A 26990-nucleotide genomic window follows, 5' to 3' on the forward strand; every position below is an offset into this window, starting at 1 on the left:
GCGGGCCAGGAGCTCCAAACGACGGCGCGGCCCCCGTCGACTGCGGAGGGCCGGGAGTCCCAAACGACGGCGCGGCCCCCGACGACTGCGGCGGGCCGGGAGTCCCAAACGACGGCGCGGCCGCCGACGGTTGCGGCGGCGCGGGAGCCCCGAACGGTGACGCGGGATCGGCCGACCCGAACGACGGCCCGGCCCCCGACGGTTGCGGCGGCGCGGCCGACCCGAAAGGCGGCGCGGGATCGGCCGACCCGAACGACCCTTGTGGAGGCACGGGCGAGCCGAACGGCGGCGTCGCCCCCGTCGGCGGTTGCGGGGGCGCGGGATCGGGCGTCACGGCGAACGGTGGAGCGGACGCCACCGGCGGCACGGGCGCGTCCGGCGCGCCGTAGGGAGCCGGCGAGCGGGGGGCGGCACCGGGGCTGTGGTGGCCGAACTCCGGGCCGGTGTTGCGGTGTTCGGGCTGCCAGGCCTGCCGGGGTTGCTCGGGCGGGCGATACTCCGGCGGGCCGGACTCGACCGGGCCGAACTGGGCTTCCGCGTGTCCGTGCTGGGGGCCCTCGTCCTGGCGTTGGCGAAACCGGAACGGGCGCTGATAGCGGATCCGCTCGTCGTGGACCTGCCGGTCGGTGCGGCGCGGGGGCGGCTCGGGCCGGTCGTCGTCGTCAGCGGGCGGGCTCGGGAGATGATGAGCCGACTCTTCGCGGGGCGGTTCTTCGTGACGGGCCTGAGGTTGCTGCGGAATGAAAGGTACCCGGTTCACGTCTGCCGGGTCGGTGGCGAACGGTGGGCCGGGGACCTCGGCGCGGCCGCGGGCGATGGTGGGCTCGTCGGTTTCTGAATTGTCTTCGGGTTGTGGACCGGCGACCCGGCGGCGCCATTGGGAGACCATTTCTTCGAGCACCGGATCGGCACCGTTCGACCCGTTTCGGGCGGCTGCCCGGGCGAGCGCGCCGTTGCCGACGTGGTTGTGCCCGTCGGGTGCCCGCTCTCGATCATCCACCGTGCGCTCCTTGGTCGCCTGCCGTGAGGCTACCGTGTGCATGGAGAGCGGGTAAGTTGCTACAGCGGCCAACTGGTGCGCTGGCCGATCGGGAGGGTGACATGGGTTCTGCGACAAGCGGCGCACAGGCGCCCGGCAGACCGGTTCGATTGCCCCGGTCGGCGCGCCGCAAGCAATTGCTCGCGGCAGCTCAGCAGGTATTTGTGGCGCAGGGCTATCACGCCGCCGCGATGGACGAGATCGCCGAGAAGGCCGGGGTGTCGAAGCCGGTCCTCTACCAGCACTTCCCGGGGAAGCTGGAACTCTATCTGGCGCTGCTCGACACGCACTGCGACGCGATGTTGGCGCGGATGCACGAGGCGATGGCCGCGACGACCGACAACAAGCAGCGGGTCCGGAACGCGATGGCGGCCTACTTCGACTTCATCGACCACGAAAGTGAGGCGTTCCGCCTCGTCTTCGAGTCCGACCTGCGCAACGACGACGCGGTCCGTGAGCGGGTCGACCGGGTCGAGAGCGGCTGCATCGCGGTCATCACCGACACGATCATGGCCGACACCGGCGTCAGCCGGGCGCGGGCCGAGCTACTGGCCGCCGGGCTGGTGGGCGCGGCCGAGACCGCCGCCCGGTTCTGGCTCTCCGGTGGCCGTCAGGTCGACAAGGCCGAGGCCGAGCGACTGGTCGCGACGCTGGCCTGGCGCGGCATCGCCAGCTTCCCGTTGTACGGCGAACAGCCGTAACCGGTCGATACCGCGCTAACCTGCTACCGGCAGTTCAATAAGCAAATTACCGCAGCACATAGGAGGAGACCTTGGAGGTCAAGATCGGCGTCCAGTACGCAGCGCGCGAGCTCGTGCTGGAAAGCGGAGAGACGCCGGCAGAGGTCGAGAAGGCCGTGACCGAGGCGCTCTCCGACGAAAGTGGGGTCCTCAACCTCGTCGACGAGAAGGGCCGCCGGGTGATCGTGCCCATCAGCAAGGTCGCATACGTCGAGATCGCCGAGGCGGTGACCCGGAAGGTCGGCTTCACGGTGAGCTGACCTACCCAGGATCGACGCACGGGCGGTTCCCTCTCGGGAGCCGCCCGTTCTCGTTGTCCCGCTCTAGTTGTTCAGCCCCACCGAGGTCATGCGGGCGGAGTGGGCGGAGGTCAGCCGCTTGAACAGGCTCGCGGCCTGATCGCCGACGCCCACCATGACCAGCGCGACCAGGCCGGCGTGCGCCATGGCCACCGCCTGTGCCTGCGACAACGCCTCGCCGGAGAGCCGCCGGGCCCACATCGACAGCCGGTTGGCGACCTTCGGGTCGGCGGCGATCGCCGCCCGGATCTCCTCGGCCGAGAACTCCTCGAACCGCGATTCGTGCAGGACGTCGAGCACCAGTTCCCGATCGGGTGACTGGAGGAATCCGGCGATCTCCCGGTAGAAGTCGTCGGCCAGTCCTTCACCGATGTAGGCCTTGGTGAGCGCCTCCAGCCAGTCGTTCGGCTCGGTCTTGGCGTGGTAGTCCTGCAGCGGACCGACGAACGGCGTCATCGCCTCCTCCGGGTCGGTGCCCAGCTCACGGAGCCGGTCGGCGAGCCGGCGGAAGTTGTCGATCTCCCGGCCGGCCATCTCGCTGAGGATGGCGCGGCGGGTGAGGTCAGGTGCCAGGCGGGCGTCGGCGGCCATCCGATCGAAGGCGACGAGTTCGGCGTAGGCGAGCAGGCCGAGCAGTTCGATCACGGCGGGTTCGGTCTGCTCGGGCGGGGGTTGGGTGTCGGCCACGTGCGCAGGTTACCGCCCGTCCCTCCCGGCCACCCGGGAGAGCGTTTTCTCCGCCGGCCCGTCGGGCGCGGCAATGCCACGTTGATCGGCTTGGCCAGGTATCATGTTCAGAAATGCTCGTACCGCGCCTGGCTCAGAGGTGAGCTCAGCGCGGTGCCGCGCGAGAGGGCCCGCATCCGGCGGGAACCCCGCGCCTGTCACCATCCGGGCCGCGCCCGCGGCCCTCCGGCGCAGTGCCGCCCGCATGTGCTGCACAGGGCAGTGCTACGAGGTGGTGCCGCGTGAAGCAGCGCTTCACAGCGCGCGCCGGCGAAAACCGAGCGCACCGATACTGGTCGGGCGCTCCCGCGAGAGAGACGTCCCGACAACTCCATGACGATTGAACCGACCGAAGCCGCCGAAGCGTTGGCGGCTGACGCTCCCGTCCGTTCCGACGATCCCACCTTCGCCGAACTCGGCGTCCGTCCCGAGACCGTGGCCGCCCTGGCCGCGGCCGGTATCGAGCGCGCGTTCGCGATTCAGCAGTACGCCGTGCCCATCGGCATGCGCGGCGCCGACCTCATCGGCCAGGCGCCGACCGGCACCGGCAAGACCCTCGGCTTCGGCATTCCGCTCCTCGAACGGGTGATCTCGCCCGCCGAGGGGGCCACCGGCCGGCCGCAGGCGCTCGTCGTCGTGCCGACCCGTGAGCTCGGCCTGCAGGTCGCGCGCGACATCGCCGCCGCCGGCGCCACCCGCGGCGTGCGGGTGCTGCCCGTGTACGGCGGGGTGGCGTACGAGCCGCAGACCGCGGCGCTGGTCCGCGGCGTCGAGATCGTGGTCGGCACCCCCGGCCGCCTGCTCGACCTCGCCAAGGGCAAGCAGCTCAAGTTCGACGGCATCCAGATGCTGGTGCTCGACGAGGCCGACCGCATGCTCGACCTGGGCTTCCTCGAAGACGTCGAGAAGATCCTGGCGATGCTGCCGGCCCAGCGGCAGACCATGCTGTTCTCGGCCACCATGCCCGACCCGATCGTGGCGCTGGCCAGGCGTTTCATGCACCAGCCGATGACGGTGCACGCCGGTCACGACGTCAACACCGGCCCGTCGCCGCTCACCGAGCAACTGGCGTACCGCACCCACTCGCTGAACAAGGTCGAGGTGGTCGCGCGCATCCTGCAGGCACGCGAGCGCGGGCTCACCATGATCTTCACCCGCACCAAGCGGGCCGCCGACCGGCTCCAGGAGGAGCTCGACTTCCGCGGCTTCGCCGTGGCCGCCGTCCACGGCGACCTGGGCCAGGGCTCCCGCGAGCGGGCCCTGCGCGCGTTCCGGGCCGGCAAGATCGACATCCTGGTCGCCACCGACGTGGCCGCCCGCGGGCTCGACGTCACCGGCGTCACCCACGTGATCAACTACGACTGCCCCGAAGACGCCGACACGTACGTGCACCGCATCGGGCGCACCGGCCGGGCCGGCGCCACGGGCGTGGCGGTCACGTTCGTCGACTGGGAAGACCTGCCCCGCTGGCAGCTCATCGACAAGTCGCTCCAGCTCGACAAGGCCGAGCCGCCGGAGACCTATCACACGTCGTCGTGGCTGTTCACCGACCTCGACATCCCCGAAGACGCCGGCGCCACCCTGCCCACCGCCGATCGCACCCGCGCCGGGCTCTCCGCGGAAATTCTGGAAGATGTCGAGGGCAAGGCCGGTCGCGGACGTCGCCGTCCCCGCGCAGTTCGTTCCGGGACGCGGAGAGCAGCCCCCGAATCCGAAGGATCTCCGGCAACCGGAGAGGGCGGTGGGCGTAAAAGAAGAAGGCGGAAGATCGACGGCGGCGAGCCCGAGGCCGCAACCACCGGTAGCGCCTCCGCCGCAACCACCGACAGCGGCCGCGCCCCGGCGACCGACAGGCGCCGCGCCGCAGCGACCGACAACGCCGCGGCCTCAGCCACCGGCAGCGCCGGGGCCTCAGCGACCGATAGCGCCGCGGCCTCAGCGACCGGCAGCGCCCTGGCCTCGGCGGGCGGCAGCGCCGCGGCCGAAGCCGGCGGCGAGGCGTCGGCGCCCCGCGCCCGGCGGAGGCGGCGGCGCGTGACACCCCCGCCGCAGGGGTGACCGGCGCGTTTGATCCCCGGCGGGTCGGGCGCGAGCTCGCCCGCCGGCGCCGCACGCACGGCGGCCGCAACTGGCCGGAGTCCTTCGCCGACCGCCTGACCGAGCCGCTGCCCGGCCTGCCCAAGGTGCTGCGGATGATGCGTGAGCGTCGCCCCTCTCCCGCGGATGCCCCGCGTATTCCGGTGTCGTCCGGCCCGTTCGTGCCCATGACGGTCGGTGTGACCTGGATCGGGCATGCCACGTACGTGGTGCAGATCGGTGGAAAGGTGATCCTGACCGACCCGGTGTGGTCGAGGCGGATCCCCGGTGTCGCGCCCAGGCTGACCCCGCCCGGCCTGCCGTGGGAGGCGCTGCCCCGGATCGACGCCGTGGTGATCAGCCACAACCACTACGACCACCTCGACGCGCCGACGATCCGGCGCCTCCCCCGCGACACGCCGATGTTCGTGCCGGGGATGCTCGGGGCGTGGTTCCGCTCGCGCGGCTTCCGCCGGGTGCACGAGATGGACTGGTGGGAGTCACTGTCGCTCGGGTCGGTGTCCGTGGAGTTCGTGCCCGCCCACCACTGGAGCCGCCGCGGGCTGACGGATACGTGTAAGACGCTGTGGGGTGGCTGGGTCCTCTCGTCCGGTGACTCCAAGATCTACTTTGCGGGTGACACGGGGTACGGGCACTGGTTCCGCGAGATCGGCTCCCGCCATCCGGACGTCGACCTGGCCCTGCTGCCGGTCGGGGCGTACGAGCCCCGCTGGTTCATGCGGCCCATGCACTGCAACCCGGCCGAGGCGGTGCAGGCCTGTATCGATCTCGGTTCCCCCCGAATGGCGACGATGCACTGGGGGACGTTCGTGTTGTCGGCGGAGCCGTTGCTGGCCCCGTTGGAGGGGGCTTCGCGCGCGTGGGCCGAGGCGGGTCGTGCGCCGGACGATCTGTGGACGCTGGCGGTGGGCGAGTCGCGGTCGCTCTGAATCATTTATGTTGTTCTGATCTTTTATGTTCTGGCGGCTCTCTCTGTTCTGGCGGGCTCTCTCCGCGTTCTGGCGGGCTCTCTCCGTTCTGGCGGGCTCTCTCTGTTCTGGCAGGCTTGAGCGGTGCCCGAAGCTCTCGATACCGCCCTCCTCCGTGTCCGTGATCTTCTGCTCGACCCGGACCACCTGGTCCGCGCCGTGGCGGCCGGCCGCCGACGCGGGCTGCCGCCGGGGCTGGTGCGGGCGGAGGTCCGGCCGGTGACCCTGAAGTCGGGCCGCCGCGTCCAGGTGATGACGAACGACGGCAGCCGGCCGTCGGTCCGCAACATGGAGCCCGGCGACGAACTCACCGCCGCTGTGGACTCCCTGCTGGCGGAGCCGTTCGGCAACTGGCACGTCGAGACGACCACCGAGACGGTCCAGCTCCGGGTCACCAAGCGTGGCGAGGCGCAGGTTCACTCTGTTGCGTCTTCTGCGTCTCTTCGGTCTTCTGCGTCTCTTCGGTCTTCTGCCTCTCCCTCGTCTTCTGCCTCTCCGCCGTCTTCTGCCTCTCTTTCGCCTTCTGTGTCTCCCCCGCCTTCAGCCTCTCTTTCGGTTTCCGAGCCTCATGACCGTGTCAAGGCCCATCTGATCGCGCCCGACGATCCGCTGTTCACGGCCGTCGGGGCGAACGCCGCCAAGCGCCGCCAGGTCGACGCGTTCCTCCGCGCCCTGAAAGCCACCCTCAACCCACCGTCGTCACCGCTGCGGCTGGTCGACCTCGGCTGCGGCAACGCCTACCTGACGTTCGCCGCGTACCGCTACCTGTCGGGGCTGGGCCTGGACGTGACGGTCACCGGTGTCGACGTCCGAGCCGACCAACGCGACCGCAACTCCCGACTCGCCGCGGAACTGGGCTGGGCGGACCGGGTCCAGTTCGTGGCCGGCACGATCCTCGACGCCCCGGTTGACGGAGCCGACCTGGTTCTTGCCTTGCACGCTTGCGACACGGCCACCGACGAGGCGTTGGCGCGGGCCGTCGGCTGGGGGGCACGGTGGGTTCTGGCCGCGCCCTGCTGTCATCACGACATTGCCGCTCAGCTCAAATCGCCGTCGCCGTACGGGCAGTTGACCAGGTACGGAATCCTGCGGGAGCGTTTCGCGGACGTCTTGACTGATACGTTGCGGGCTTCTTTGTTGCGGTTGCACGGGTATCGGGTCGACGTGGTCGAGTTTGTGGATTCTGCGCATACGCCGCGGAATTTGCTGCTCAGGGGGTCGTTTACTGGGGCGGTTCCAACGGGTGATCAGGTTGCGGAGTATGAGGAGTTGACGAGGTACTGGGGGGTGGCGCCTCGGCTGGAGACGCTTCTTGGCTCATCTATTGTTGGCACGTCGGCCTAGGAGTATGACTGCTCCTACGACGATGACGAGTCCCGCGACAAGGATGGCGAATCCGATCACCGGGCCGGTGGTGTTGTTCGACGGTGGGCTCGACTTCGCTTTCTCGGATGGGGTGGGGGCCGAACTGAGACTGGCTCGATTCGGCGGGACGTCGGCGGTGAGTGCTGCTACGGGGTTGACTATTCCGAAGCCGTACTCTTTGTCCCGACCTGGGTCGCCTTTGTCGATTGCGGTTGCGGTCATTCGGTGAATTACTTCGGTGGCGTTGAGATCGGGAAATTTCGACCGGACTAGAGCAGCGACGCCAGCGATGATCGCCGTCGCAGGACTTGTTCCTGTGATCTTGGAGTATCCGCCACCAGGAGCGGTGGACACGACATCTATCGCGGGCGCGGCGAGCATCGCCTCAGGACCTGATACCGAGATCGCGGCATGATTGCCGTTACGATCAATACCAACTACCACAAGAACACCCGGGTATTTCGCCGGGACCTGTACGCCTACATCTGGATAGTTTCCGGCACCAGCTACCACGACGATGTCAGCTTCCTGAGCGCGCCTCACGGCCATTTCCAGCGCACGGTCATCGCTTGTAGTCAACGCCAAACAGATTATCTTGACGCCTCTAGTCATCGCCTCATCGATCGCAGCGGCTACAGTCAATGGTCGCTGATTCGGAATCTTCACTGGAATAACGACTGAACCTGATGCGATTCCCAGGGCTCCGTCTGATGGGGTTCGCCCCCTTGCAGCCACGAGTCCAGCCATTGAGGTTCCGTGCCCGTCCTGATCTGACCGCCCATCTCCAGCGCTGTTGACCTCCAAGCCAGTTCCGATCGCGTTTCCAAGGTCAGGATGCGATGCATCGACTCCACTATCTATCACAGCAACAGCGACGCCCTCTCCTCGCGAAGCAAGTTGCGCGTCTCGCATGCCGAGAAAGGACAGATGCCACTGCGCATCACGTACGTTATCAGCGACAGCGATGCCGGGAATCAATATCTGTGCGCCAACAATGAGTACGAGCCCGAGCGAGAACAAGCCAATCCGTGAAATCACCGATCGATTCCGATCACGCCCGGACCGAGCTCGAAAGGTGTCTCCGGACTCGGTTCAATGACGGGACTAACACCTTGCAGCACGTCCCACTGCAGCGTAAGCGCCGCGGTTGATTCCCGATGACTTTCGGAGGCAGCTCCGGCACGCCCCGTGAGCGGAAGCGCCGAGGCAGACGACATTGGCCGGCCGGGCTCGATAACTCCGCCAATGGGATTCACCTTTCCCTGCCCACGGCCCGAGCCGATAGCCACCGGAGCAGTTGGGGATGCTCCGCCTACAACGCCGGGCGATCCGGCATGGAGGCCACTGGGCCGCGCTAGCCGCCCAGCCTCCCCGACCGATTGCGCACGAGCGACCAGACCCCCTCCGACCGCGCCCAAGCCGGGGTTTGGTATTCCGACCTCTGGCGCGGGCGAGAGTCCCGAGGCCACCCCGGACGTCGCTGGACCAACCGATCCCGGCAGCTTGGACGCAACCGATCCGCCCGCAAGGCCCACTTGGTCGTCAATCGCATCCAATGAACTGACTGATTGAGCAGCCACCCATGAGGTTGATGAACTCGCTCCTAGCTGCGCGGTGGAAGCACTCCCCGAACCGATGCCGCCCTGGGAGCTCGGGTTCCAAGTCTCCTGCTCCCCAGTCCCTCGTTCCCGTGTTGGGGCAAGATCGACGAATCGGCGGGAGGATTCCAGAACTTCCTGGTCGTTTTTGGACATTCGTGCGCGGGCCTGCGCGTTCAACGCGTCCGGCGAATCAGGGCTCCCAGCCGATGACCGCCTGGCCTTCTCGGCCGTCGGCGAGTTTTCGTACGAATCCCAGGCTTGCATGAGCTGGGCCATGTCGGCCTTTGCCGAGGACAGGCTCGTCAGGACGCCGGCGATCGCGGTGTAGTTGGTAGCGGCGTCGGCGCTGGCGTTCTCGATCGCGGTGCGTAGTTCGGTGATGTAGGCGACGAAGGCTTGGGCGGCCGGGCTGCGGCCCGGGGGCCAGGCGTACGCGAGTTCGTCGGCGCAGGCTTTGAGGCGGCCGGCGTGGTGAAGTAGGAGGTCGTGGGTTCGGCGCCAGGCGTTCACCTGCTGCCATGCGGTTTGAGTGTCGGCGGCTTGGGCGGATGCCCACATTTGGGGCACGCTCTTGCCGGCCCAGTGTGACTCACTCAAAGTGCACCTGCCCGGGGCCGGTGGCGAGTGGATCGGCTTTGCCGGTGGCGGCCCGGTCGGCGGCGGAGACCGCGGCAGCGGCTGCCAGCCTTGCCTGGTCGAGGGCGCCTTGGACTTCCGCGAGGTTGGCGGCCGACAGGGCATCGGTGCCGCGGTAGCGGGCGGCTACGGCGCGGGCGGCCTCGATCAGGATCTGTGTGGCGTTGGCGTAGCCGGCCAGTTGGTTGACCGCCGCCTGTAGGCAGGTGGTGTAGCGCGTGCGGGCGGCTTGAACGTCGGGGCTTTCGTGGCCCATCCCGAAGTAGCTGCCGGTTTGGTAGATGCGCATCAGGCCGATGGCCTGCGGTTCGAAGTTTGCCTGGAGTTCGCCTTCTACGGAGCCGGCGAACGTGTCCAGACCGCTGACGTCAACGTCGATCGCCGTCAGTCCCGGGACGGAGCTGACCGGATCGTCGATCTCTGGCATGCGAGCCTCCCCAGATCCGCGGCGACCAATGTAGCGGATTCAACGGCCGACCGTAACTAGGTGATTGCTAGCTGTGGATAACTCTTGTGCGTACGCGGCGCATCACGGTGGCGATGCCGGGATCTCGGACCTCGATGTCGGCCAATGGGCGGACGGGAAGGTAGCGACCGGCCACGCCGACGGTGATCGACGCGGGCAGGCGGTCGGCCACTTCCACGCGTAACTCGTTGGGACCCAGCAACCAGCGCATCGGGCCGGGCAGGCGGGGGTGGACGGGCGCACCGTAGTAATCCAGGAGGCTTTCGTTCCACCGGTCGCACTGGTGGGATTCGAAGACGCCGGCCAGCCGGTCGAGGTCGGGTTCGGCGACGGCCAGGTCGAGCCGGTACACCCGCAGGGGTGCGCCCTGGAGGAACGCGCCCAGGCGGCCGGACACCACCCACGGGACCGGGGCCAGTTCGTCGAAGGCCCGACGGAACGTGTCGACCACGGCCAGCCGGTCGTCGTCGGAAAGGGATCGCACCTCGTCGATCTCTTCGTCGAGTGCGCGCAACCCGGTGCCGGTGGGTTCCACGTCGAGAATCACCTTCAGGTCGAAGATCGCGAAAAGGCGTTCGATGGCGTCGGTGGTGGGTGCGACTATTCCGCGCTCGACCTGGGATATCCATTGCTGGCTGGCTCCCAGGTGTTGCGCCGCACGGGCCTGGCTCATTTGCCGTTGTGCGCGTTCATGATTGAACATCCAGCCGACCCTGGATGCCAGGCTCCCCCTCGACATGCGAAGAATCCTGCACCGCCTCCAACCCACCACACCAGAGGCAATTCAAACCTGTGGATAACAACGCACCACTTGTAAGAGAAGGTCAAAGCGTGAATTCGGCCGTTCGCACCACGCCGGCGATTGAAAAATCGAAGAAGGCGCGATACGTTCCCGGTCCGGGCAGCGTGACCCAGAACCGCACCGAACCACCCCGCAGCGCGTCCTCCGGATGCACGTGCACGAACGCCAGGTCGCCGGCCCGCACCAGCACGAGATGCCCGTACGCGCCGAGGTATCTGTCCAAGGGTCCCGAAGCAGACACCGTAAATGTCAGAGGTTCGGTCCCGCCCGGCCGAACACGACCGTCGAGCGTCACCGAAACACCCGAGATGTCCGCGACGGAGCCGGCGGGAGGCAGCGGCGCCGGCGAGAACGCACCACCCACCAGGAGAAATGCCGCGGCGGTCGCGTCGACTCCGTCGGCGGCGGTGAAGTCGGCGAACACCCGCCAGGTCCCCGGCGCGGTCAGCGTCAACGGCACCGACCAGACGCCGTCGGGGCCGAGCGTCGGGTGCAGGTGCTGGTATCCGGTGAGGTCCGAGCGGACGACCACCACGTGCATCCGCTTGTCGTGCTTGACCGCGAACTCCGTCACCGGGTCGCCGAACGCTCCCGCGATCCGGAACCGCAGGTCCCGAGAAACACCCAACGAAAAGTCGGAAGATTCAAGAGCCAAAGAGTATTCGGGACCGGCGTGGGCATGGGAGGGCGGCGGAGAAGAGGAAGACGACGGTACCGACGCCGTGCCGATGAAGTATCCGCCGATGAGCGCGGCCAGCACGCCGACCACGAACACCGCTCCGCGCCGCGCGACCGGATCCATTACCCGCTCAGCGCCAGCGCGAACGGCAGCACCATCGGCGCGCCCGCCTGCCGTAGCGCCCGCGCGCACATCGCCATCGTCCAGCCGCTGTCGACGTAGTCGTCGACCAGAAGCACCGGTCCCTCGAACGACCCGAACGCGGGCAGCGCGATCGAGTCGTACAGGCCCCGCACCCGCTGGGCGCTGTTGACGCTCGACGCCAGCGGCGCCATGACCTCCACCGACCCCAGCACGGGCAGCCGCCCCACCGAACCGATCCGCGACGCCAGCGACGAAACCAACGACGGCCGCGACCGCGACGCGATGAAAACGACACCGGAGGGACGGGACGGCCAGGCGTTGGCACCGCGCGCCCACTCGGCGAGGGCGGAGACGACCCCGGCGAACACCTCGTCGGACACCGGCGCGTCGGCGTTGACCGCCCGCCGCAACCGGTCTCCCCAGCCGAGGTCGGAGAGGCGCCCGACGGCCCGGCCCGGCGCGGCCTGCTGCCCCGGCGGGATCCGGCCCGACAGCGGCACGCCCACCGCGCCGAGGCCGGTCGGCCACATCTTGCGGGCCGCGATCTCGACGCCCGTCCGGCCGAGGTGGGCGGACGCGACATCGAGGGCAGCGGACGACACGTCGACCGGATACCACGGAGAAACACACCCGTCGCACCGGCCACAAGCGGCCGCGCCCGGATCGTCGAGGCAGCGCCGCAGATACTCCATCCGGCATCCGACGGACCCGCGGGCATAGGACCGCATCGAGTCCTGCTCCGCGACCCGCGCCGCGTCGATCCGCGCGTACCGGGTGCTGTCGTGCTCCCACGGAACCCCGGTGGCGACCCAGCCGCCCCGCACCCGTCGGACCGCGCCGTCGACGTCGAGCACCTTGAGCATCAGTTCGAGCCGGCTGCGCTTCAGCTCGACCCGGGCCTCCAGCGCCGGCGTCGACAACGGCGTGTCCGACAGCGCGGAGAGAACAGAGAACACCTGATCAGCGGGCGGGAACGCCAACGACGCGAAGTATCGCCAGATCGCCTCGTCCTCCGGCCCCGGCAATAACAGGACGTCGGCCGAGGCGACGGCCCGCCCCGCGCGCCCGACCTGCTGGTAGTACGCGATCGGCGACGCCGGCGCGCCCAGATGGATCACGAACCCCAGGTCGGGCTTGTCGAACCCCATCCCGAGCGCCGACGTCGCCACCAGCGCCTTGATGCGGTTGTTCAGCAGGTCGTCTTCGGCGGCCCGGCGTTCGGCGTCGTCGGTCTGTCCGCTGTAGGCGGCTACGGCGATGCCCCGGCCCCGCAGGAAGCTCGCGGTGTCGAGGGCGGCGGCCACGGTCAGGGTGTAGATGATCCCCGAGCCGGGAAGGTCGCCGAGGTGGTCGGCCAGCCAACCCAGGCGATGGGCGGGTGACGGCAGTCGCAGGACGCCCAGCCGCAACGACTCCCGGTCGAGCGCCCCGCGCAGCACCAGCGCGTCACCCAACTGCTCGGCCACGTCGGCGGTCACCCGGGAGTTCGCCGTGGCGGTGGTCGCCAGCACCGGCGTGTCGGGCGACAGCCCGGCCAGCAGCGACCGCAGCCGCCGGTAGTCGGGACGGAAGTCGTGCCCCCAGTCCGACACGCAGTGCGCCTCGTCGACGACGAGCAGCCCCACCGACGACGCCAACTTCGGCAGCACGTTGTCGCGGAAGTCCGGATTGTTCAGCCGTTCCGGGCTGATCAGCAGCACGTCGACCGATCCGGCGGCGACCGACGCCTGAATGTCGTCCCACTCGTCCAGGTTCGCCGAGTTGATCGTCCGGGCGTGGATACCCGCACGTTCAGCAGCGGAGACCTGGTTCCGCATCAGCGCCAGCAACGGCGAGACGATCACCGTCGGTCCGGAACCGCGCGCACGGAGCAGAGCGGTGGCGATGAAGTAGACGGCCGACTTACCCCACCCGGTCTTCTGGACGCACAGCACCCGCCGCCGATCGGACACCAGCGCGTCGATCGCCGTCCACTGGTCCGGTCGCAACGAGGCGGACGGCCCCGCCAGCTTGTGCAGTACGTCCGAAGCAGTGTCACGGAGTGAAGTCACGAAGACGAGTGTGCCCGAAGCGCCACCGTCGGCGCGTCGGCAAGCACCGAGAGCACGTCGCGGGCCGACACCGGACCGCCGACGACGCGGCGGTTGCCCGGCACCAGTTCGACCCCGGTGTACAACTCGATCGTGTCGTGGCGGCCGAGCGCGTACCGCTGACCCTCGTACAGGCGCACCGACTGCGGGGCGTCGCCCGGCCCCGCCCGGTGCCACACGACGGTGCCGTTCTCGCCGGCGCCGGTGATCACCAGGCCGCCGTCGATGATGTCGAGCCGGAGGTGCCGGTCGGCGATCCACGAGGACGCCGACTCGTGCAGCCACAGCCTCAGGGAGATGTCGGCGTCGCGTCCCACGTGGACGGGCGCGGCGGCGGTGACCGGGAACCGGAGCCGCACCGCGTCTTCGATCACGACGGCCACCGGGTACTCGGCCGGCCGGGATCCGTTGTCGGTGAGGGGACGCTCGTGCCGCGGGCACGACGGCACGCCCTTCAGCAGCCGCGGCACCGGCTCACCGATCTCCCGGTCGGGGCCGAAGCTCGGGCACATGTCCTCCGCGCACCGCCACGACCGGGCCAGCAGCGTCGCGCCGAGGCTGCTCGGCTCGGCGGCCGGCTCGATCGCCCGGGTGCTCACGCGGGTCTCCGCCTGGCGGGCGCGCGGCTGGAAGACCCGCTCGCCCTTCTCGGGTGTCACGGTGCGCTCGGCGGCGTACCGGCCCACGCTCCGCGATGCACCGGCGGGCGGCGAGTCGGACTCGCCGTCGGGGGTGAGGACGGCCTTGCCGGGCCGGCGGTCGAGCCGCAGCACCCGTTCCGGACTCGACGTCAGCCACGGGAACCGGTCGGCGTACTGGCGGTAGCTGCGGCGGGCGATCACCGGCATCCCGGTGAAGTCGGCCACCTCGATCACGCGGTCTCCGACCATCGGAACCGCCTCGATCCGGCCGCTGTCGAGCCACCGGCCGAGGACCATGCGCTCCTTGGACGTCAACGACTGATCGGAGATCAACTCGCGCCCGGCAACCGGGAACAGCATCGCCGCGCCGTCGAGAAGGTACTGGGCCAACGCGTCGAGGACCATGCCCACGCGGAGCAGATTCACCGGACGTCCGCCGTCTAACTCCTGGAACCGCGCGACGTCGGCGAGGTCGACCACTGCCTGCGCCAGCGTGATATCGGTCGTCAGGCGCTGCTCGACCGTGTCCATCACCCGACTGACCTCGAACCGCACGGCTACTCCTCCCGTTGACGCCCTACACCCTAGGCGGTCGACGGTAACGAGGAAACGATCCCCTTCGCGGGGTCGGACAATCAGTCGTCGTCTTCGCCCTCGTCGTCTTTCTTCTTGCCCTTTCCGGGCCCGGAGTTTGACTTGTCCTCCTTCGGCCCGCCGGCGGCAGGACCGCCGTTAGCAGGCCCGGCAGGCCCGGCGGCGGGTCCGGCGGGTCCGGCGCCGGGACCGCCGCCACCCGCCACGGTCGGCGGCGGCGCGGCCGCACCGACAACCTGTTCCGTGCACTTGTGTCCCGCCAGTTGGAACCCGGTCGGCATCGGGTTGCCCGCCGCGTACGAGCCGACCAGCGACACCGTCGCCATCCCGCCGGCGGCCAACGGCGTCGAGGCCTCCAGCCGGACCGCTCCACCGTCCTGTGTGGACCGTGCACCGTCGACCGAGAGGATCTTCTGGTCGCTCCCGTAGTCGAACGCCAGCGCCCACTGCGACAGGGCCGCGGAACCGGTGTTCGCCACCGTCACGTCCACGATGAACTGCCCACCGGTGTCCACCCGCGTCCGGTATTCCACCCGGCATCCGGGTTGCGGCCCGGGCGACCCGGCCCCACCCGCGCCGGCCGCCGCCTGCGCCCGCACCCCGTCGCCGGCGGGTTCGTCGGGCCCGGCGCACGACACGGCCCCGAACGCCGTCGCCACCGCGGCCACCCCGAGGACACCGACGCCGGCAACGCTCGGGCGGAGGCGCGCGGAAAGCTTCGAAAACAAGGGGACGCCCACCGCCTGCGTCCGGGTACGGAAATCCGTCTTCGTTCCCGCGTCTGCGTCCGCTCGCGCGGGCAGCGCGCCGACCGGGACCCGCAGGCCGGTCACCGCCGCGAGCGTCCGGGCGATCTCCGCCGTCGACGGGCGCGCCACCGGTCGCTTCGAGAGGCTGCGCCGGCACAGGTTCGCCACCGTGGCCGGCAGGCCGGGGATGCGCGGCAACGGCGTCGGGTCGACGTAGCAGTGCGCCCGCAGCATCTGGGTGGTGGTGTCGGCGTCCCACGGCAGGTCGCCGGCCAGCGCCTTGTACAGCACGAGCCCGAACGCGTAGACGTCGCTCGCGGCGTCGGCCGGCCCGCCGTCGAGGCGCTCGGGGGCCAGGTAGGCCGGGGTGCCGAAGACCTGGCCGGGTCCCTCGGAGGTGTCGCCGGCCTCGGCGGAGATGCCGAAGTCGACCAGTTTCGCGCCGATCGCGGTGAGCATGATGTTCGCCGGCTTCACGTCGCGGTGCACGAGACCGCGCTCGTGCACGGCCGCGAGCGCGGCCGCCACCTGGGCGCACAGTTCCACGGCCGCCCGCCACGGCATCGGCCCGTCGGCCAGGTGGTCGTCGAGTTGCACGCCCTCGACGAGTTCCATCACCACGAACGGGACGGTGTGGCCGTCGACCTCCGACTCGCCGTAGTCGTAGACGTCGGTGATGTTGGGGTGGTTGAGGCGCGCGGCGGCGCGGGCCTCGCTCCGGATGCGCTCGCGCGAGGCGGGATCGGTGGCGTACTTCGGCGCGAGCAGCTTCACGGCGACCGGACGGCCGAGCACGTCGTCATGGCCGCGCCACACCACGGACATGCCACCGGCGCCGAGGCGGTCGACCAGCCGGTACCGGCCCGCGAGTGACTCCACCCCATCCATAGGGAAGTCCTGCCCGCCGGGCCGGCGACCTACACAACTCCCAGGTCTCGAAACGGAGACTTAAACGTGAGCCACGCTCCGCAAACGGGCAAGTTCCCGCTGCTGAGTGACGGCGCGTGCGCCGAGCGTGTCGAGAACCTCCAGCATCGGCCCGATCGCCTCGTACATGAGCACGACCACGTCACCCGGGTTCGCCATCGCGAGCGCGACCGGCACCGCCTCGGCCGCGGTCATCACCGTCGTGGCGACCAGTTCCGGCCGGCGGGCGGCGATCTCGCTGCGGACGATCTCCGGCACCTCACCGTGCGCGCGGCCGCGCAGGTCGGAGTCCTCGTACAGCACCACCCGGTGGAAACCGTCGGCAACGGCGCGGGCACAGTCGGCGATCAGGTCGTCGCGCCGGTCACCGGGCAGCGTCACCGCCGCGACCGCGTGCTCGGTGCCCCAGATCGCCTCGACCAGCCCGGCGACGGCCGAGATCGCGGCCGGGTTGTGGGCGTAGTCGACGAGCAGGTGGACGCCGCCGAGCTCGAACAGCTGGCCCCGGCCCGGGTTCTCGGCCGCCGCGTCGAACGAGCCGAGCGCCGGCCCGATCTCGCTCGCCGCGAGTCCCATCGCCCGTGCCGCCGCGGCGGCCGCGAGCGCGTTCGCGGCCGCGAACCGCGCGGCGCCGGCGAAACCGCCCGGAACATCGGTGACCGGCAGCAACCTCGTCTCGACCGGCCCCGCCCGTTCCATCAGGTACCCCTCGGACAGCACGTACGCGGTGCCGCCGTTCTCCACGTGCCGTTCGACCAGCGGCGACTTCGAGTCCAGGCTGAACCACAACAGGTTCTTGTGGGCCGCCCGGATCCGGGGCCGCACGATGAGGTCACGCACCAGCGCGTCGTCGGCGTTCAGCACCAGCGTCCCGCCGTCGCGGACCTTCTCGGCGATCAGCGCCTTGACGTGCACCAGGTCGTCCATGGTGTCGACGCCGTCCTGGCCGAGGTGGTCGGGCGACAGGTTGGTGATCACGCCGACGTCGGACCGGTCGTAGCCGAGGCCCTGCCGGAGCAGCCCGCCCCGCGCGGTCTCCAGCACGGCGCAGTCGATGCCGGGATCGCCGAGCACCACCTGGGCCGAGCGGGGACCGGTGGCGTCGGCCTTCTGGGCCAGCCGGCCGTTCAGGTAGATGCCGTCGGTGGTCGTCAGGCCGACCCGGTGACCCGACTGCGCCAGCATGTGCGCGGTCAGCCGGGCGATCGTCGTCTTCCCGTTCGTACCCGCGATCGAGACGATCGGGATGCGGCCGGTGCTCCCGCTCGGGTACAGCGCCTCCATCACCGCCGTCGCGACCGGGCGCGGCGCGCCCTCCGACGGCTCCAGGTGCATGCGCAGGCCCGGCGCCGCGTTCACCTCGATGACGCCGCACGTGCCGGCGTCCGGCTGGTCCGGCGGCAGCGGCTCGGCGATGTCGGACAGGCGCAGGTCGATGCCGGCGATGTCGAGCCCCATCAGCCCGGCGACCCGCGTGCAGAGGTCCCGCACGTCCGGATGGACCTCCGGGGTGACGTCGCGGCTGGTGCCGCCGGTGGAGAGGTTCGCGTTCGCGCGCAGCCACACCGGTTCGCCGTCGGCGGGCACCGCGTCGGACGTGTAGCCGATCCGGCGGAGCTGGGCGTCGTCGATCGTGAGCCGGGTCAGCGACCGGTTGTGCCCCTCGCCCCGGCGCGGGTCCCGGTTCGCGATGGCGACGAGCTGGCTGATCGAGCTCACGCCGTCACCGATCACGTGCGCCGGAATCCGCTCGGCCGCCGCCACGACCTGGCCCTGCACCATCAGCACCCGGTAGTCGCGCCCGCTGAACTGCCGCTCGACGATCACCTCGCGCTCACCCGACGAGACGATGCTCTGGAACGCCGCCCGCACCATGTCCGGCGTGCGCAGTCCGAGGTGGACCTGGGTGCCCTGGTGCCCATGCCGCGGCTTGACCACGGCCGGCTCGCCGACCGCCCGGAAGATGTCGAGCGCCTCCTCCGCCGTGCTCGCGAGGCCGCCGGGCGGAACCGGCACGGCCGCGTCGGCGAGCATCCGCCGGGTCAGCTGCTTGTCACCGGCGATGTCGACGCCGATGGCCGAGGTCGCGTCGGTGAGGGCGGCCCACACGAGCCGCCGGTGTTTGCCGTGGCCGATGCGGAGCAGGCTCAGATCGTCCATCCGCTCGACCGGAAGGCCGCGCGTGCGCGCGGCCGCCGCGATGGCCGCGGTGGTCGGGCCCGGCCGGGTGTTCTCCCAGCGCTCGCGGATCGGCACGAGGCGCTCCGCGATCGCCGGCGACGCCGACCCCTCGATGATCTCCAGGACGATGTCGGCGGCGAGTTGCAGCAGGTCCTCCGCGATCCGGCAGTCCGGTGGCTCGTCGACCGGGCACTCGATGACGACGTCGTAGCCGGGGAGGTTCGCGACCGTCCGTCCGAAGTTGACCTCGCGACCGATCAGCACCGACAGTTCGATCGCCACGTGCTCGGTGACGTGCCCGAAGTAGGTCCCGTGGTGCAGCCGGTAGACGAACCCGCCCGGCCCACCGGTGGCACAGTGGTGGTCGGCGAGGCCCGGCAGGATTTCCAGCAACGTGTGGGTGAAGCCCGGCATCTCGTGGGTCTCGTGCCCGCCGAGATCCTCCAGGTACAGGTGGGCGACCATGACCGGCCGGTCCAGGTAGACGTTCGGTCCGCGCAGCCGGCGGGTGGATTCGATCCGCATCTCAGGCCCCCTCGGGGTGGACGCCGGGCGGCAGGGGACGTCGCCCGGTCAGGTGAAACTGGTGACCCACCGGCAGCACGTGCAGTGCCATGCCGTAGACGGCGATCGCTCCGTCGCCGTCGACGGGGGTGCCGATGCGGGCCGCGGGGCCGGCGTCGATCACGGTGACCGAGCCGGCGCCGAGCACTTCGAACCTGTCGCCGGTGACCAGGATCGCGGTGTCCTCGTCGATGCCGAGGCCGAGCTCGTGCGGGTACATGGCGACGGCGCTGAGCAGCCGGTTCAGCCGTCCCCGGCTGGCGAAGTGCATGTCGATCAGCACGCCGCGCAGGAACTCGAGCCCGGGCGCGGTGCGCACGGCGTTGGTGCTCACCGTGGGATCGGTGCCACCGATGATCATCGTCCCGGACATCATCGCGGCGCCGGCGCTCGTGCCGGCGACCACCATGCCCTCGGCCACCCGGCTGTGCAGCACCGAGTCGACGCGCGACCCGCCCAGCGTGGTGGTGATGCGAAGCTGGTCACCGCCGGTGAAGAAGACGCCGGTCGCGGTCATGATCGCGGCGGCCGCTTCCGGGCCGCTGGCGTGCTCGCGGTCGTCGAGGCGCAGCGGCGTCACGCGGCCGGCACCGAGCCGGCTGAACACCCGCTGGTACTCGACCTCGCGCTGCTGCGGTTCGCTGCTCGCCGTCGCGATCACCACGATGTGCCCGGACCGGCCGCCGGCCAGCTCCACGAACCTGGCCAGAATCGTGTCGGACGGCGCCTGCATCTGCTCGGCGCCGCCGATCAGCAGCAGCGGGCCGCCGGTGTTCTCCTCGGCCGTCGCGGGCGCGGGCGCGGCCACGGGCCGCAACTGCACCGGACGCGCGGCCAGTTGCTGGGCGAGGCTGATCACCTTCTGCGGCGTCCGCGCGGGGCTGGCCGCCGCCGCGTGCGAGGCCGTCTGATAAACGCCCGGTTGCGACTGCGGTGCCGGGCCGGGACGCTGCGCCGCGCCTGCGCCGGTACCGGCGCCGATCCCGTGCGGCCCCGGGCGCGCCTGGTCCGGCGTCTGATCCTGCGGTTGACCCTGGTCCTGCCCCGGCGGCCGGTGCGGCTTTGGCGCGAGACCCGGATTCACCGGCTGCCGTCGCGATGACACCGGAGGTGCAGGATCGGCGTACAGCGGCCTGACCGAGTCGCCACGACCTCTACCCGGTGTACGTTGTGGCATCCGCCCTCCTTGCCCCGCTTTGCCCAATCGTGCTCCGCGTAGGGCTCTCATGTCTGGCGTTTGCCGAGGGGCGGGTCCGGTGGTGCGGATGTGGCGTGATCCTGCGACGTTGCGACGTTGCGACGTTGCCGCGAACGTCAGCGGGTGGCGCGGGCGGCGGCCAGGGCGCGGGAGATGGCCTCGCGGATCCTGGGGCCCTTGCGGCTGAAGCCGAGTTCGCGCATGACCTCTTCGAGGACCTCGTCCTCGGTGCGCAGAAGCGTGTCGGACTCGATCCAGCGGATCAGGGCCACCAGGTCGGCATGCCGGTAGCCGGCGATCGGCAGGCCGACCGGCACCGGTGGGCGACCGGTCCGCGGCCGGCCGCTCTCCGCGACGTCAGGCGCCGCAGGGGCCGCAGGCGCCACGGGCGTCGCGGGCGGATCCTCCGGAGCGGCCACAGGTTCCGGAACTACCGGGGGTTCCGGAAGAGCCGGGGGTTCCGGAGGTACCGCAGGTTCCGGGACGACGACCGGAGCCGGCTCCGGGGGATCCAGGTCGAGGATGGCGTCGTGGTAGGCGGAGACGGCCCTGGCCACCTCGGGCTCGGGGTCGGTGAACCAGTCGGTGGACCAGATCCGGTGCACCCGCCAGCCCAGGCGTTCCAACTGGGTGGGGCGTAGGCGGTCCCGGTCGCGGACGGTGCCGGCCGCGCGGTAGACCGGGCCGTCGGTCTCCACGGCGAGCGCCATCCGGTCGGGCCGGGTCGGGTGGGCGGCGGCGAACTCGATGTGCTGGCCGCTCAGGCCGTACCGGGGAAGCACCGGCACCCCGGCCGCGGTCAGGCGGTCGAGCACGTCGCGGTCGAAGGGCGTCAACGGGACCGGGTCGGTGGTGGCGACGGCGGACACTGCGCCGCCAAGAGCGGCGTAGCGGAGGTACTCGCGGAGCAGGGCCACACCGCGGCCGGTGGTTCGGGCGGGGTCCATATCGGCGGCCGAGAACGAGCTGACCACGGTCATGCGTCCGCGGGCTCGGGTGATCGCGACGTTGAGCCGCCGCTCCCCGCCCGCGGTGAGCAACGGGCCGAACCGGTACAGCAGCCGCCCGTCCGCCGTCTTGCCGTACCCGACGGACAGGATGATCGCGTCGCGCTCGTCGCCCTGCACCCGCTCCAGGTTCTTGACGAAGAACGGCTCGGCCGTGTTCTCGGCGAAGAACCCGTGCAGTTCCGGCCGCCCGGCCAGCGCCAGCCGCAACGCGCGGTCGATGCGGTCGGCGTGGGTGACACCCATCGCGATCACGCCGAGGCTCTCCCGCGGCCGCTCGGAAGCGTGCGCGAGCACCAGCGCCACCACACGGTCCACTTCGGACGGTGCCGATTCCGGATCGTCAGCGGCGGAAATGCCGGAGGACACGAGCACGTGCGTCAGCCGGCCGACCGACGCGGTGCCCGGGAACGTCACCAACGACCGGTCGTAGATCCACTCGTTCGAGAAACCGATCAGCCGGTCGTCGCGGCTGCGGTAGTGCCAGCGCAGCATGTACGCCGGCAGCAACGCGGTGAGCACGTCGAGGATCGACTCGTAGCCGCTGGTCAGCGACAGGTCGATGGCGCCGTCGGCGGTGACGCCCACCGCACCGTCGCCGTCGGTCGCGGCCGCGAAGAACGCGGTCGGCGGTAGCTGGTGCTCGTCGCCGGCCACCACGACCTGGCGGGCGCGCAGGATCGCCGGCACCGCGTCGGCCGGGGTCACCTGGCTGGCCTCGTCGAAGATGACGACGTCGAAGTACTGCCCGTCGGCGGGCAGCAACTGCGAGACCACCAGCGGGCTCATCGCCCAGCACGGCTTGAGCGCGGTGAGCACGTTGGGCGCGGTGGCGAACAGCTGACGCATCGGCAGGTGCCGCCGCTTCAGCGACGCCTGGTGCTCCACCAGCCGGTCCTGCTCGGGGAACCGCTCGCGCACGGCCACGATGTGCTCGGCCACCGCCCGCAGCACCCGCCGGGCCGACGAGTCGAGGTGGGCCGCGTCGGCGGCCCGGTACTCCGACACGATCCGCTCCTGGGCGACCGCGTCGAACCCGCCGATCCGCGCGTCCAGAAAGCCGACGTGCTCCACGATCGACGCGTGCCAGACCGCGTCGAAGGCATCGACCGGGTTCACATCCGGAGCAGTGCGCAGCGCGTCCACTATTTCTTGAACCCCGGCGTCGGCCAGCTGCGCGGCGAGCTGCAACCGGTGCGGCTGCCGCCGCAGGGCCCGGTCGTCGGCCGCCAGCCGGGCCGCGTACGCCGTGAGGTCCGGCCACGCGAGCGTCGTCAGGTCCACCGCGGGCAGGCAGGCATCGAGCGTGGTGATGTCGGTCTCGACCCGGTCGTGGACGCGGCGCACCGCGTCCCATTCCGCCGGCAGCCTCGGCGTGGAGGGCCACCGCTGGCGCTGGCCGTGCGCCGCGAGCAGGCCGTGGAAGAGCTCGTCGCGGTCCATCTCGGCCCGGCCCAGCGCGGCGGCGCGCTGGCGCAGCCGGCGCGCCTTCCACCATCCGATGTGGACGCCGTTGGCGCTCCGCCACGCCTGGTCGGCACACGCGGCCACCAGGTCGGCGAGCGGCTCGTCGTACACCGCCGGGTCGAACCGCAGCAGCGTGGCGGTCACGCCGTCGACCAGGGCACGCGCCGACCGGAGCTCCACCAGCCGCTGCGGCCGCGCGAGCCCGACCGATTCGAGCGCGGCGAACACCGGCTCCAGCGCCCGCGTGGCGTTCGCAAGCCGACCCGCCGCGAGCCACGCCTCCTGCGCCTGTTCTCCACTGTGGACGGTCGATTCGTGCCACGGCGACGCCGCCGGCCCCAGCCCGCCGAGCGAGGCGTACTCCCGCAACGCCTCCCGCACCTGCCGCGCGACCACCTCCGTGACGCCCAGCAACGGGGAGCCGCGCAACCGCACCGGCAACGGCGGGGGCGACGCGAGCAACGCCGACTGCGCCTCGAAGACGCTGACGCCCCACGGCTCCCGCGGCTCGTGCAGCGCGATCACGTGCTCCGCCAGCCGCGAGCGCCGGTCGACCAGCGTCCCGTGCAACTCGGCGAGGTCGGGCAGCGCCGTGCGGGCGGCCGACTCGTACGCGCTCTTCAGGTCCGCCGCGATCCGCCGCCGCGCCGACGTGCCGTCGTGCACGTCCATCACGAGTTGGCCGAGGCCGCGGCGGGCGAGCCGGTCGGTCACCGCGGTGATCGCGGCCCGCTTCTCGGCCACGAACAGCACCCGCTTGCCGCGCGCGACCAGCGACGTGATCAGGTTCGCGATGGTCTGGCTCTTCCCGGTGCCCGGCGGGCCCTTGATGACGGCGTGCTGGCCCGACAGCACCGCGTCGATCGCGGCGTGCTGGGACGAGTCGGCGTCGAGAACCAGGAACTCCGCCGACGGCGGGAGCGAGTCGGGGTCGCTCCCGCCGACACCGGCCGGCACCCGCACCGCGGTCTGCGCCTCCGCGTCGCCGGCGATCGCGGCCACCACCTCGTGGTCCGTCAGGGCGTCGACGGCGGCGGCGAGATCGGTGACCATCGGCAGCTTCGCGTACGAGAACGTGCCGATCACCTCGCGGGCCGAGATGGCGAACCCGCGCACCCGTCCGGCCGCTTCCTTGGCGATGCGTTCGAACGCCTCCGCCGGCTCCAGGTCGGCGACCAGTTCCGCGTCGAACCGGACGTCGAACTCGGTGCCGAGCACGTGGACGAGCACCGGGTTCACCTCGGCGTCGGCGGTGACGGTGAGGTCGAAGTCCTCCTCGGCCGCGCCGTGTGCCCGCAGCACCGCCGACCGCAGCAGCACCGGCGCCACCGGCACCGCGCCGCCCTTCGGGTTGGTCCAGGTGGCGCTGCCCATCGCCAGGTAGCAGGTCTCGATGCCGCGTTCCTCGTAGAGTTCGCGGGCCTTGTTGCGGATCGCGCGGGCGCGCTTCACCGCGTCGGCGTGCGCCTGCGGGTCGGGGAAGAGCCGGGCCAACGGGACGGTGCGGCCGGTGGCCATCGCGCCACGGGCGGTTCCGTCGGCGCGGGCGAGGTCGAGCGTGCCGACCTTCAGATCGCGGTAGTGCAGCAAGGCATTGCGGCCCGCGACGTCCATGAGCTGTTCGCTCCACCGGCCCACCGCGGCCGCCACCTTCGCGGTCCTGCCGTCGTCCACTCGGGCGAGCGTAGCGTGCGGCCGCAGTTGTCACCGACGGTGGCCGATAAAGTACGTGGGTGCCGGTGGCGTTGTCGCCACCGGCACCCATCCCCCCGATAGGAACCCCCCGATGAAGAGCGGGAACGTCAGACCCGCTCGAGAACCCGCTCGTCGGACTCCGGCGCCGCGTGCCGCGGTGCCGACTTCGGCCGCATGAACTTCGGCGCCCACCAGTTGGCCTTGCCCAGGGCCGTCATCACCGAGGGCAGGACCACCGCGCGGATCACCGTGGCGTCGATCAGGATCGCCGCCGCCAGGCCCACGCCCAGCTGCTTCATGTCGATCGTGCTCAGTGTGGCGAAGATCGAGAACACCCCGACCATCACCATCGCCGCGCTGGTCACCGTGCCGGCCGAGGTGGTGATGCCGTGGGCCACGGCGTCCTTGGTCGACATCCCGCCCAGCACCGCCTCGCGGATCCGGCTGACCACGAACACGTGGTAGTCCATCGACAGCCCGAACAGGACCACGAAGAGGAACAGCGGCAACCAGGTGACCACCGCGTCCATCGAGTGGAAGCCGAGGATGCCCTCCGCCCAGCTGCCCTGGAACACCAGCACCAGGAGGCCGTAGGAGGCCGCCGCCGAGAGCAGGTTCAGCAGGATCGAGGTCAGCGCCACAACCACCGAGCGGAACGTCACCACCATCACGAAGAACGTCAGGAACAGCACGAACGCCATCACGAGCGGCAGCTTCGAGCGGATGTGGTCGGCGTAGTCGACGCTCGCCGCCACGAACCCGCCGACCGCGTACTCGGCGCCGGGCACCGCACCGACGGTCGCCGGCACCAGGTCGTTCCGCAACGTCTCCAGGGAGTGCTCGGCCTGCGGGCTGCCGCCGTGGAACGGCACCGGAAGGTCGATCACCGCGATCCGCTTGTCGGCCGAGACCTTCACCTCGGGCTTTTCGCCGACGGCGAACTCGGGGTCGGTCGCGGCCTTCGCGACAAGGGCATCAAGAGCATTTTGGACGGCCGCAGCGTCGTTCGGTGACGCCTTGACCACGATCATGTGGCTGGTGCCGGTGCTCGGGAACGCGGCGGTCAGCCGGTCGTACGCCTGCATGGCGGCGGTGTCGCGGGGCAGGTCCTCGTCGCCGGGGAACTTCATCTTCATGTCCAGCGCCGGGATCGCGAGCGCCACCAGGGCACCGGCCGAGATCAGCAGCGTCACCAGCGGGTACTTCAGCGCGGGCTTGAGCAGCGCCGGCCAGAAGCGCGGCGGACCCTGCCGGTTCGTCAGCTTCCACAGCACCGGGATGCGACCCTTGTCGAGCCACCGGCCCATCTTGGCGAGCATGGCCGGCAGCACGGTCAGCGAGCCGAGCATCGCGACGGCGACCACGAGGATCGAGCCGACCGCCAGCGACGAGAACACCGTGTCCTGGGCCAGGAACAGGCCCGCCATCGAGATCATCACCGCGATCGCCGACACCACCACGGCGTGGCCGGACGTCGCCGCGGCGATCTCCACCGCGTCGAGGTGCGCCCGTCCCTTGGCCTTCTCCTCACGCTCACGTCGCACGTAGAAGAGCGAGTAGTCGACACCGACCGCCATGCCGATCAGCAGGATCACGCTGTTCGTGGTGTCCGTCGCCGGAATCAGGTGCGACGCGAGCGTCGACAGGCCCATCGCGCCGATCACCGACGAGATCGCCAGCAGCAGCGGAACGCCGGCCGCGATCAGGGCACCGAACGCGATCACCAGGATCACGATGGTCACCGGCAGGCTCAGGAACTCCGCCTTCTTGAAGTCCTCGCCGAGCGTCTCGTCGAGGGCCTTGTTGATCGACGGCCCGCCGGTCTCCTCGACCCGCACGGCCGGGTTGGCCGCCTGCACCTCGGCGGTGACCGCCCGCAACGCCTCCACCCGGTCGGTCGCGGTCTCCGGGTCGCCGGTCATGGTGATCTTCACCAGGAGCGCGGACCCGTTCGGCGCCGGAATCGGCCCCTCCACCTTGGCGACGTCGGTCCGCCCGGTGAACTTCTTGACCGCGTCGTCGGCCGCCTTCGTCGCGGCCGCCTGGTCCAACTGGCCGGCGCGAGCGGTGACGATGACGTTCTCCACCGCCGGGTCGTCGAAGTTCGCCTGGTCATACAGTTGCTCGGCCCGGCCGGCCTCGCCGATGCCGAGGTCGTCCTCGGCCTCCTTGAGCCCGACTGCCCCACCGACACCGAAGCAGAGCACCACGAACACGACCCACATGGCCATCGCGCGCCACGGATGGGTGGCGCTCCAGCGGGCCATCCGCACAGTCACCGGTCGCCGTTCCATGGCGATCCCCCTACCGTCTCC

18 protein-coding genes are annotated in these 26990 nt (G+C 70.6%); 6 read left to right on the top strand and 12 right to left on the bottom strand.

Features of this window, described 5'->3' with window-relative positions; all coding sequences use genetic code 11:
- The first annotated feature begins 451 nt into the window (after nucleotides 1-451).
- The 3 genes from Vau01_RS47165 (at nucleotide 452) to Vau01_RS47175 (ending at nucleotide 2039) form a co-directional block, all read left to right on the top strand.
- A complete protein-coding gene (locus Vau01_RS47165) occupies nucleotides 452-838 on the top strand; it encodes a hypothetical protein (protein ID WP_204007225.1) in 387 nt (128 codons plus the stop codon).
- Between the two features lie 263 nt (nucleotides 839-1101).
- The gene (locus Vau01_RS47170; protein WP_204007227.1) at nucleotides 1102-1740 is read left to right on the top strand and encodes a TetR/AcrR family transcriptional regulator; all 639 of its coding nucleotides are present in this window, start codon (nucleotides 1102-1104) and stop codon (nucleotides 1738-1740) included.
- 71 nt (nucleotides 1741-1811) lie between these two features.
- A complete protein-coding gene (locus tag Vau01_RS47175) occupies nucleotides 1812-2039 on the top strand; it encodes a DUF3107 domain-containing protein (protein ID WP_204007229.1) in 228 nt (75 codons plus the stop codon).
- A gap of 63 nt (nucleotides 2040-2102) precedes the next feature.
- On the opposite strand, the gene Vau01_RS47180 is transcribed toward Vau01_RS47175, so the two are convergent.
- Nucleotides 2103-2765, bottom strand: coding sequence for a ferritin-like fold-containing protein (locus Vau01_RS47180; RefSeq protein WP_204007231.1), 663 nt, complete (start codon nucleotides 2763-2765; stop codon nucleotides 2103-2105).
- A 372-nt stretch (nucleotides 2766-3137) separates the two neighbouring features.
- Here Vau01_RS47180 and Vau01_RS47185 point away from each other — a divergent pair, with 372 nt between their 5' ends.
- The 3 genes from Vau01_RS47185 to Vau01_RS47195 all read left to right on the top strand — a co-directional run bounded on the left by Vau01_RS47185 (nucleotide 3138) and on the right by Vau01_RS47195 (nucleotide 7213).
- A complete protein-coding gene (locus tag Vau01_RS47185; RefSeq protein ID WP_239152449.1) occupies nucleotides 3138-4862 on the top strand; it encodes a DEAD/DEAH box helicase in 1725 nt (574 codons plus the stop codon).
- On the top strand, nucleotides 4859-5830 hold the full coding sequence (locus Vau01_RS47190) for an MBL fold metallo-hydrolase (protein WP_239152451.1): 972 nt from the start codon (nucleotides 4859-4861) through the stop codon (nucleotides 5828-5830). Before Vau01_RS47185 ends, Vau01_RS47190 begins: the two co-directional genes overlap by 4 nt.
- Nucleotides 5831-5953: 123 nt before the next feature.
- Nucleotides 5954-7213 (top strand): class I SAM-dependent methyltransferase, encoded by a 1260-nt coding sequence (locus Vau01_RS47195; RefSeq protein ID WP_239152453.1) that lies wholly within the window; start codon nucleotides 5954-5956, stop codon nucleotides 7211-7213.
- Here Vau01_RS47195 and Vau01_RS47200 read toward each other — a convergent pair.
- The 11 genes from Vau01_RS47200 to Vau01_RS47250 form a co-directional block, all read right to left on the bottom strand.
- On the bottom strand, nucleotides 7187-8254 hold the full coding sequence (locus Vau01_RS47200; RefSeq protein ID WP_204007233.1) for a S8 family serine peptidase: 1068 nt from the start codon (nucleotides 8252-8254) through the stop codon (nucleotides 7187-7189). The genes Vau01_RS47195 and Vau01_RS47200 overlap by 27 nt on opposite strands.
- Nucleotides 8255-9424: 1170 nt before the next feature.
- Nucleotides 9425-9898 (bottom strand): hypothetical protein, encoded by a 474-nt coding sequence (locus Vau01_RS47205; RefSeq protein WP_204007236.1) that lies wholly within the window; start codon nucleotides 9896-9898, stop codon nucleotides 9425-9427.
- A 67-nt stretch (nucleotides 9899-9965) separates the two neighbouring features.
- Nucleotides 9966-10640 carry a helix-turn-helix transcriptional regulator gene (locus Vau01_RS47210; RefSeq protein ID WP_204007238.1) on the bottom strand — a complete coding sequence of 225 codons (675 nt, stop codon included), beginning with the start codon at nucleotides 10638-10640 and terminating at the stop codon, nucleotides 9966-9968.
- Between the two features lie 121 nt (nucleotides 10641-10761).
- Nucleotides 10762-11610, bottom strand: a complete 849-nt coding sequence (locus Vau01_RS47215; RefSeq protein WP_239152455.1) for a DUF8832 domain-containing protein — start codon at nucleotides 11608-11610, stop codon at nucleotides 10762-10764.
- Nucleotides 11541-13613: a RecQ family ATP-dependent DNA helicase gene (locus tag Vau01_RS47220; RefSeq protein ID WP_204007239.1), complete on the bottom strand. Its 2073-nt coding sequence runs from the start codon at nucleotides 13611-13613 to the stop codon at nucleotides 11541-11543. The genes Vau01_RS47215 and Vau01_RS47220 overlap by 70 nt, the downstream gene beginning before the upstream one ends.
- Entirely contained in the window at nucleotides 13610-14848 is a 1239-nt protein-coding gene (locus tag Vau01_RS47225; RefSeq protein WP_204007240.1) for a hypothetical protein, read from the bottom strand. The genes Vau01_RS47220 and Vau01_RS47225 overlap by 4 nt, the downstream gene beginning before the upstream one ends.
- An 80-nt stretch (nucleotides 14849-14928) precedes the next feature.
- Nucleotides 14929-16515 carry a serine/threonine-protein kinase gene (locus Vau01_RS47230; RefSeq protein ID WP_239152457.1) on the bottom strand — a complete coding sequence of 529 codons (1587 nt, stop codon included), beginning with the start codon at nucleotides 16513-16515 and terminating at the stop codon, nucleotides 14929-14931.
- Between the two features lie 69 nt (nucleotides 16516-16584).
- The gene (gene cphA / locus Vau01_RS47235) at nucleotides 16585-19269 is read right to left on the bottom strand and encodes a cyanophycin synthetase (RefSeq protein ID WP_204007242.1); all 2685 of its coding nucleotides are present in this window, start codon (nucleotides 19267-19269) and stop codon (nucleotides 16585-16587) included.
- A 1-nt stretch (nucleotide 19270) separates the two neighbouring features.
- Nucleotides 19271-20167 carry a cyanophycinase gene (locus Vau01_RS47240; protein ID WP_239152459.1) on the bottom strand — a complete coding sequence of 299 codons (897 nt, stop codon included), beginning with the start codon at nucleotides 20165-20167 and terminating at the stop codon, nucleotides 19271-19273.
- 455 nt (nucleotides 20168-20622) lie between these two features.
- Nucleotides 20623-24654: a PDDEXK-like endonuclease domain-containing protein gene (locus Vau01_RS47245; RefSeq protein ID WP_204007245.1), complete on the bottom strand. Its 4032-nt coding sequence runs from the start codon at nucleotides 24652-24654 to the stop codon at nucleotides 20623-20625.
- A gap of 128 nt (nucleotides 24655-24782) precedes the next feature.
- Nucleotides 24783-26969 carry an MMPL family transporter gene (locus Vau01_RS47250; protein ID WP_204007246.1) on the bottom strand — a complete coding sequence of 729 codons (2187 nt, stop codon included), beginning with the start codon at nucleotides 26967-26969 and terminating at the stop codon, nucleotides 24783-24785.
- Nucleotides 26970-26990 lie beyond the last annotated feature (21 nt).

The sequence above is a fragment of the Virgisporangium aurantiacum genome, assembly GCF_016863635.1.
Taxonomy (GTDB): domain Bacteria; phylum Actinomycetota; class Actinomycetes; order Mycobacteriales; family Micromonosporaceae; genus Virgisporangium; species Virgisporangium aurantiacum.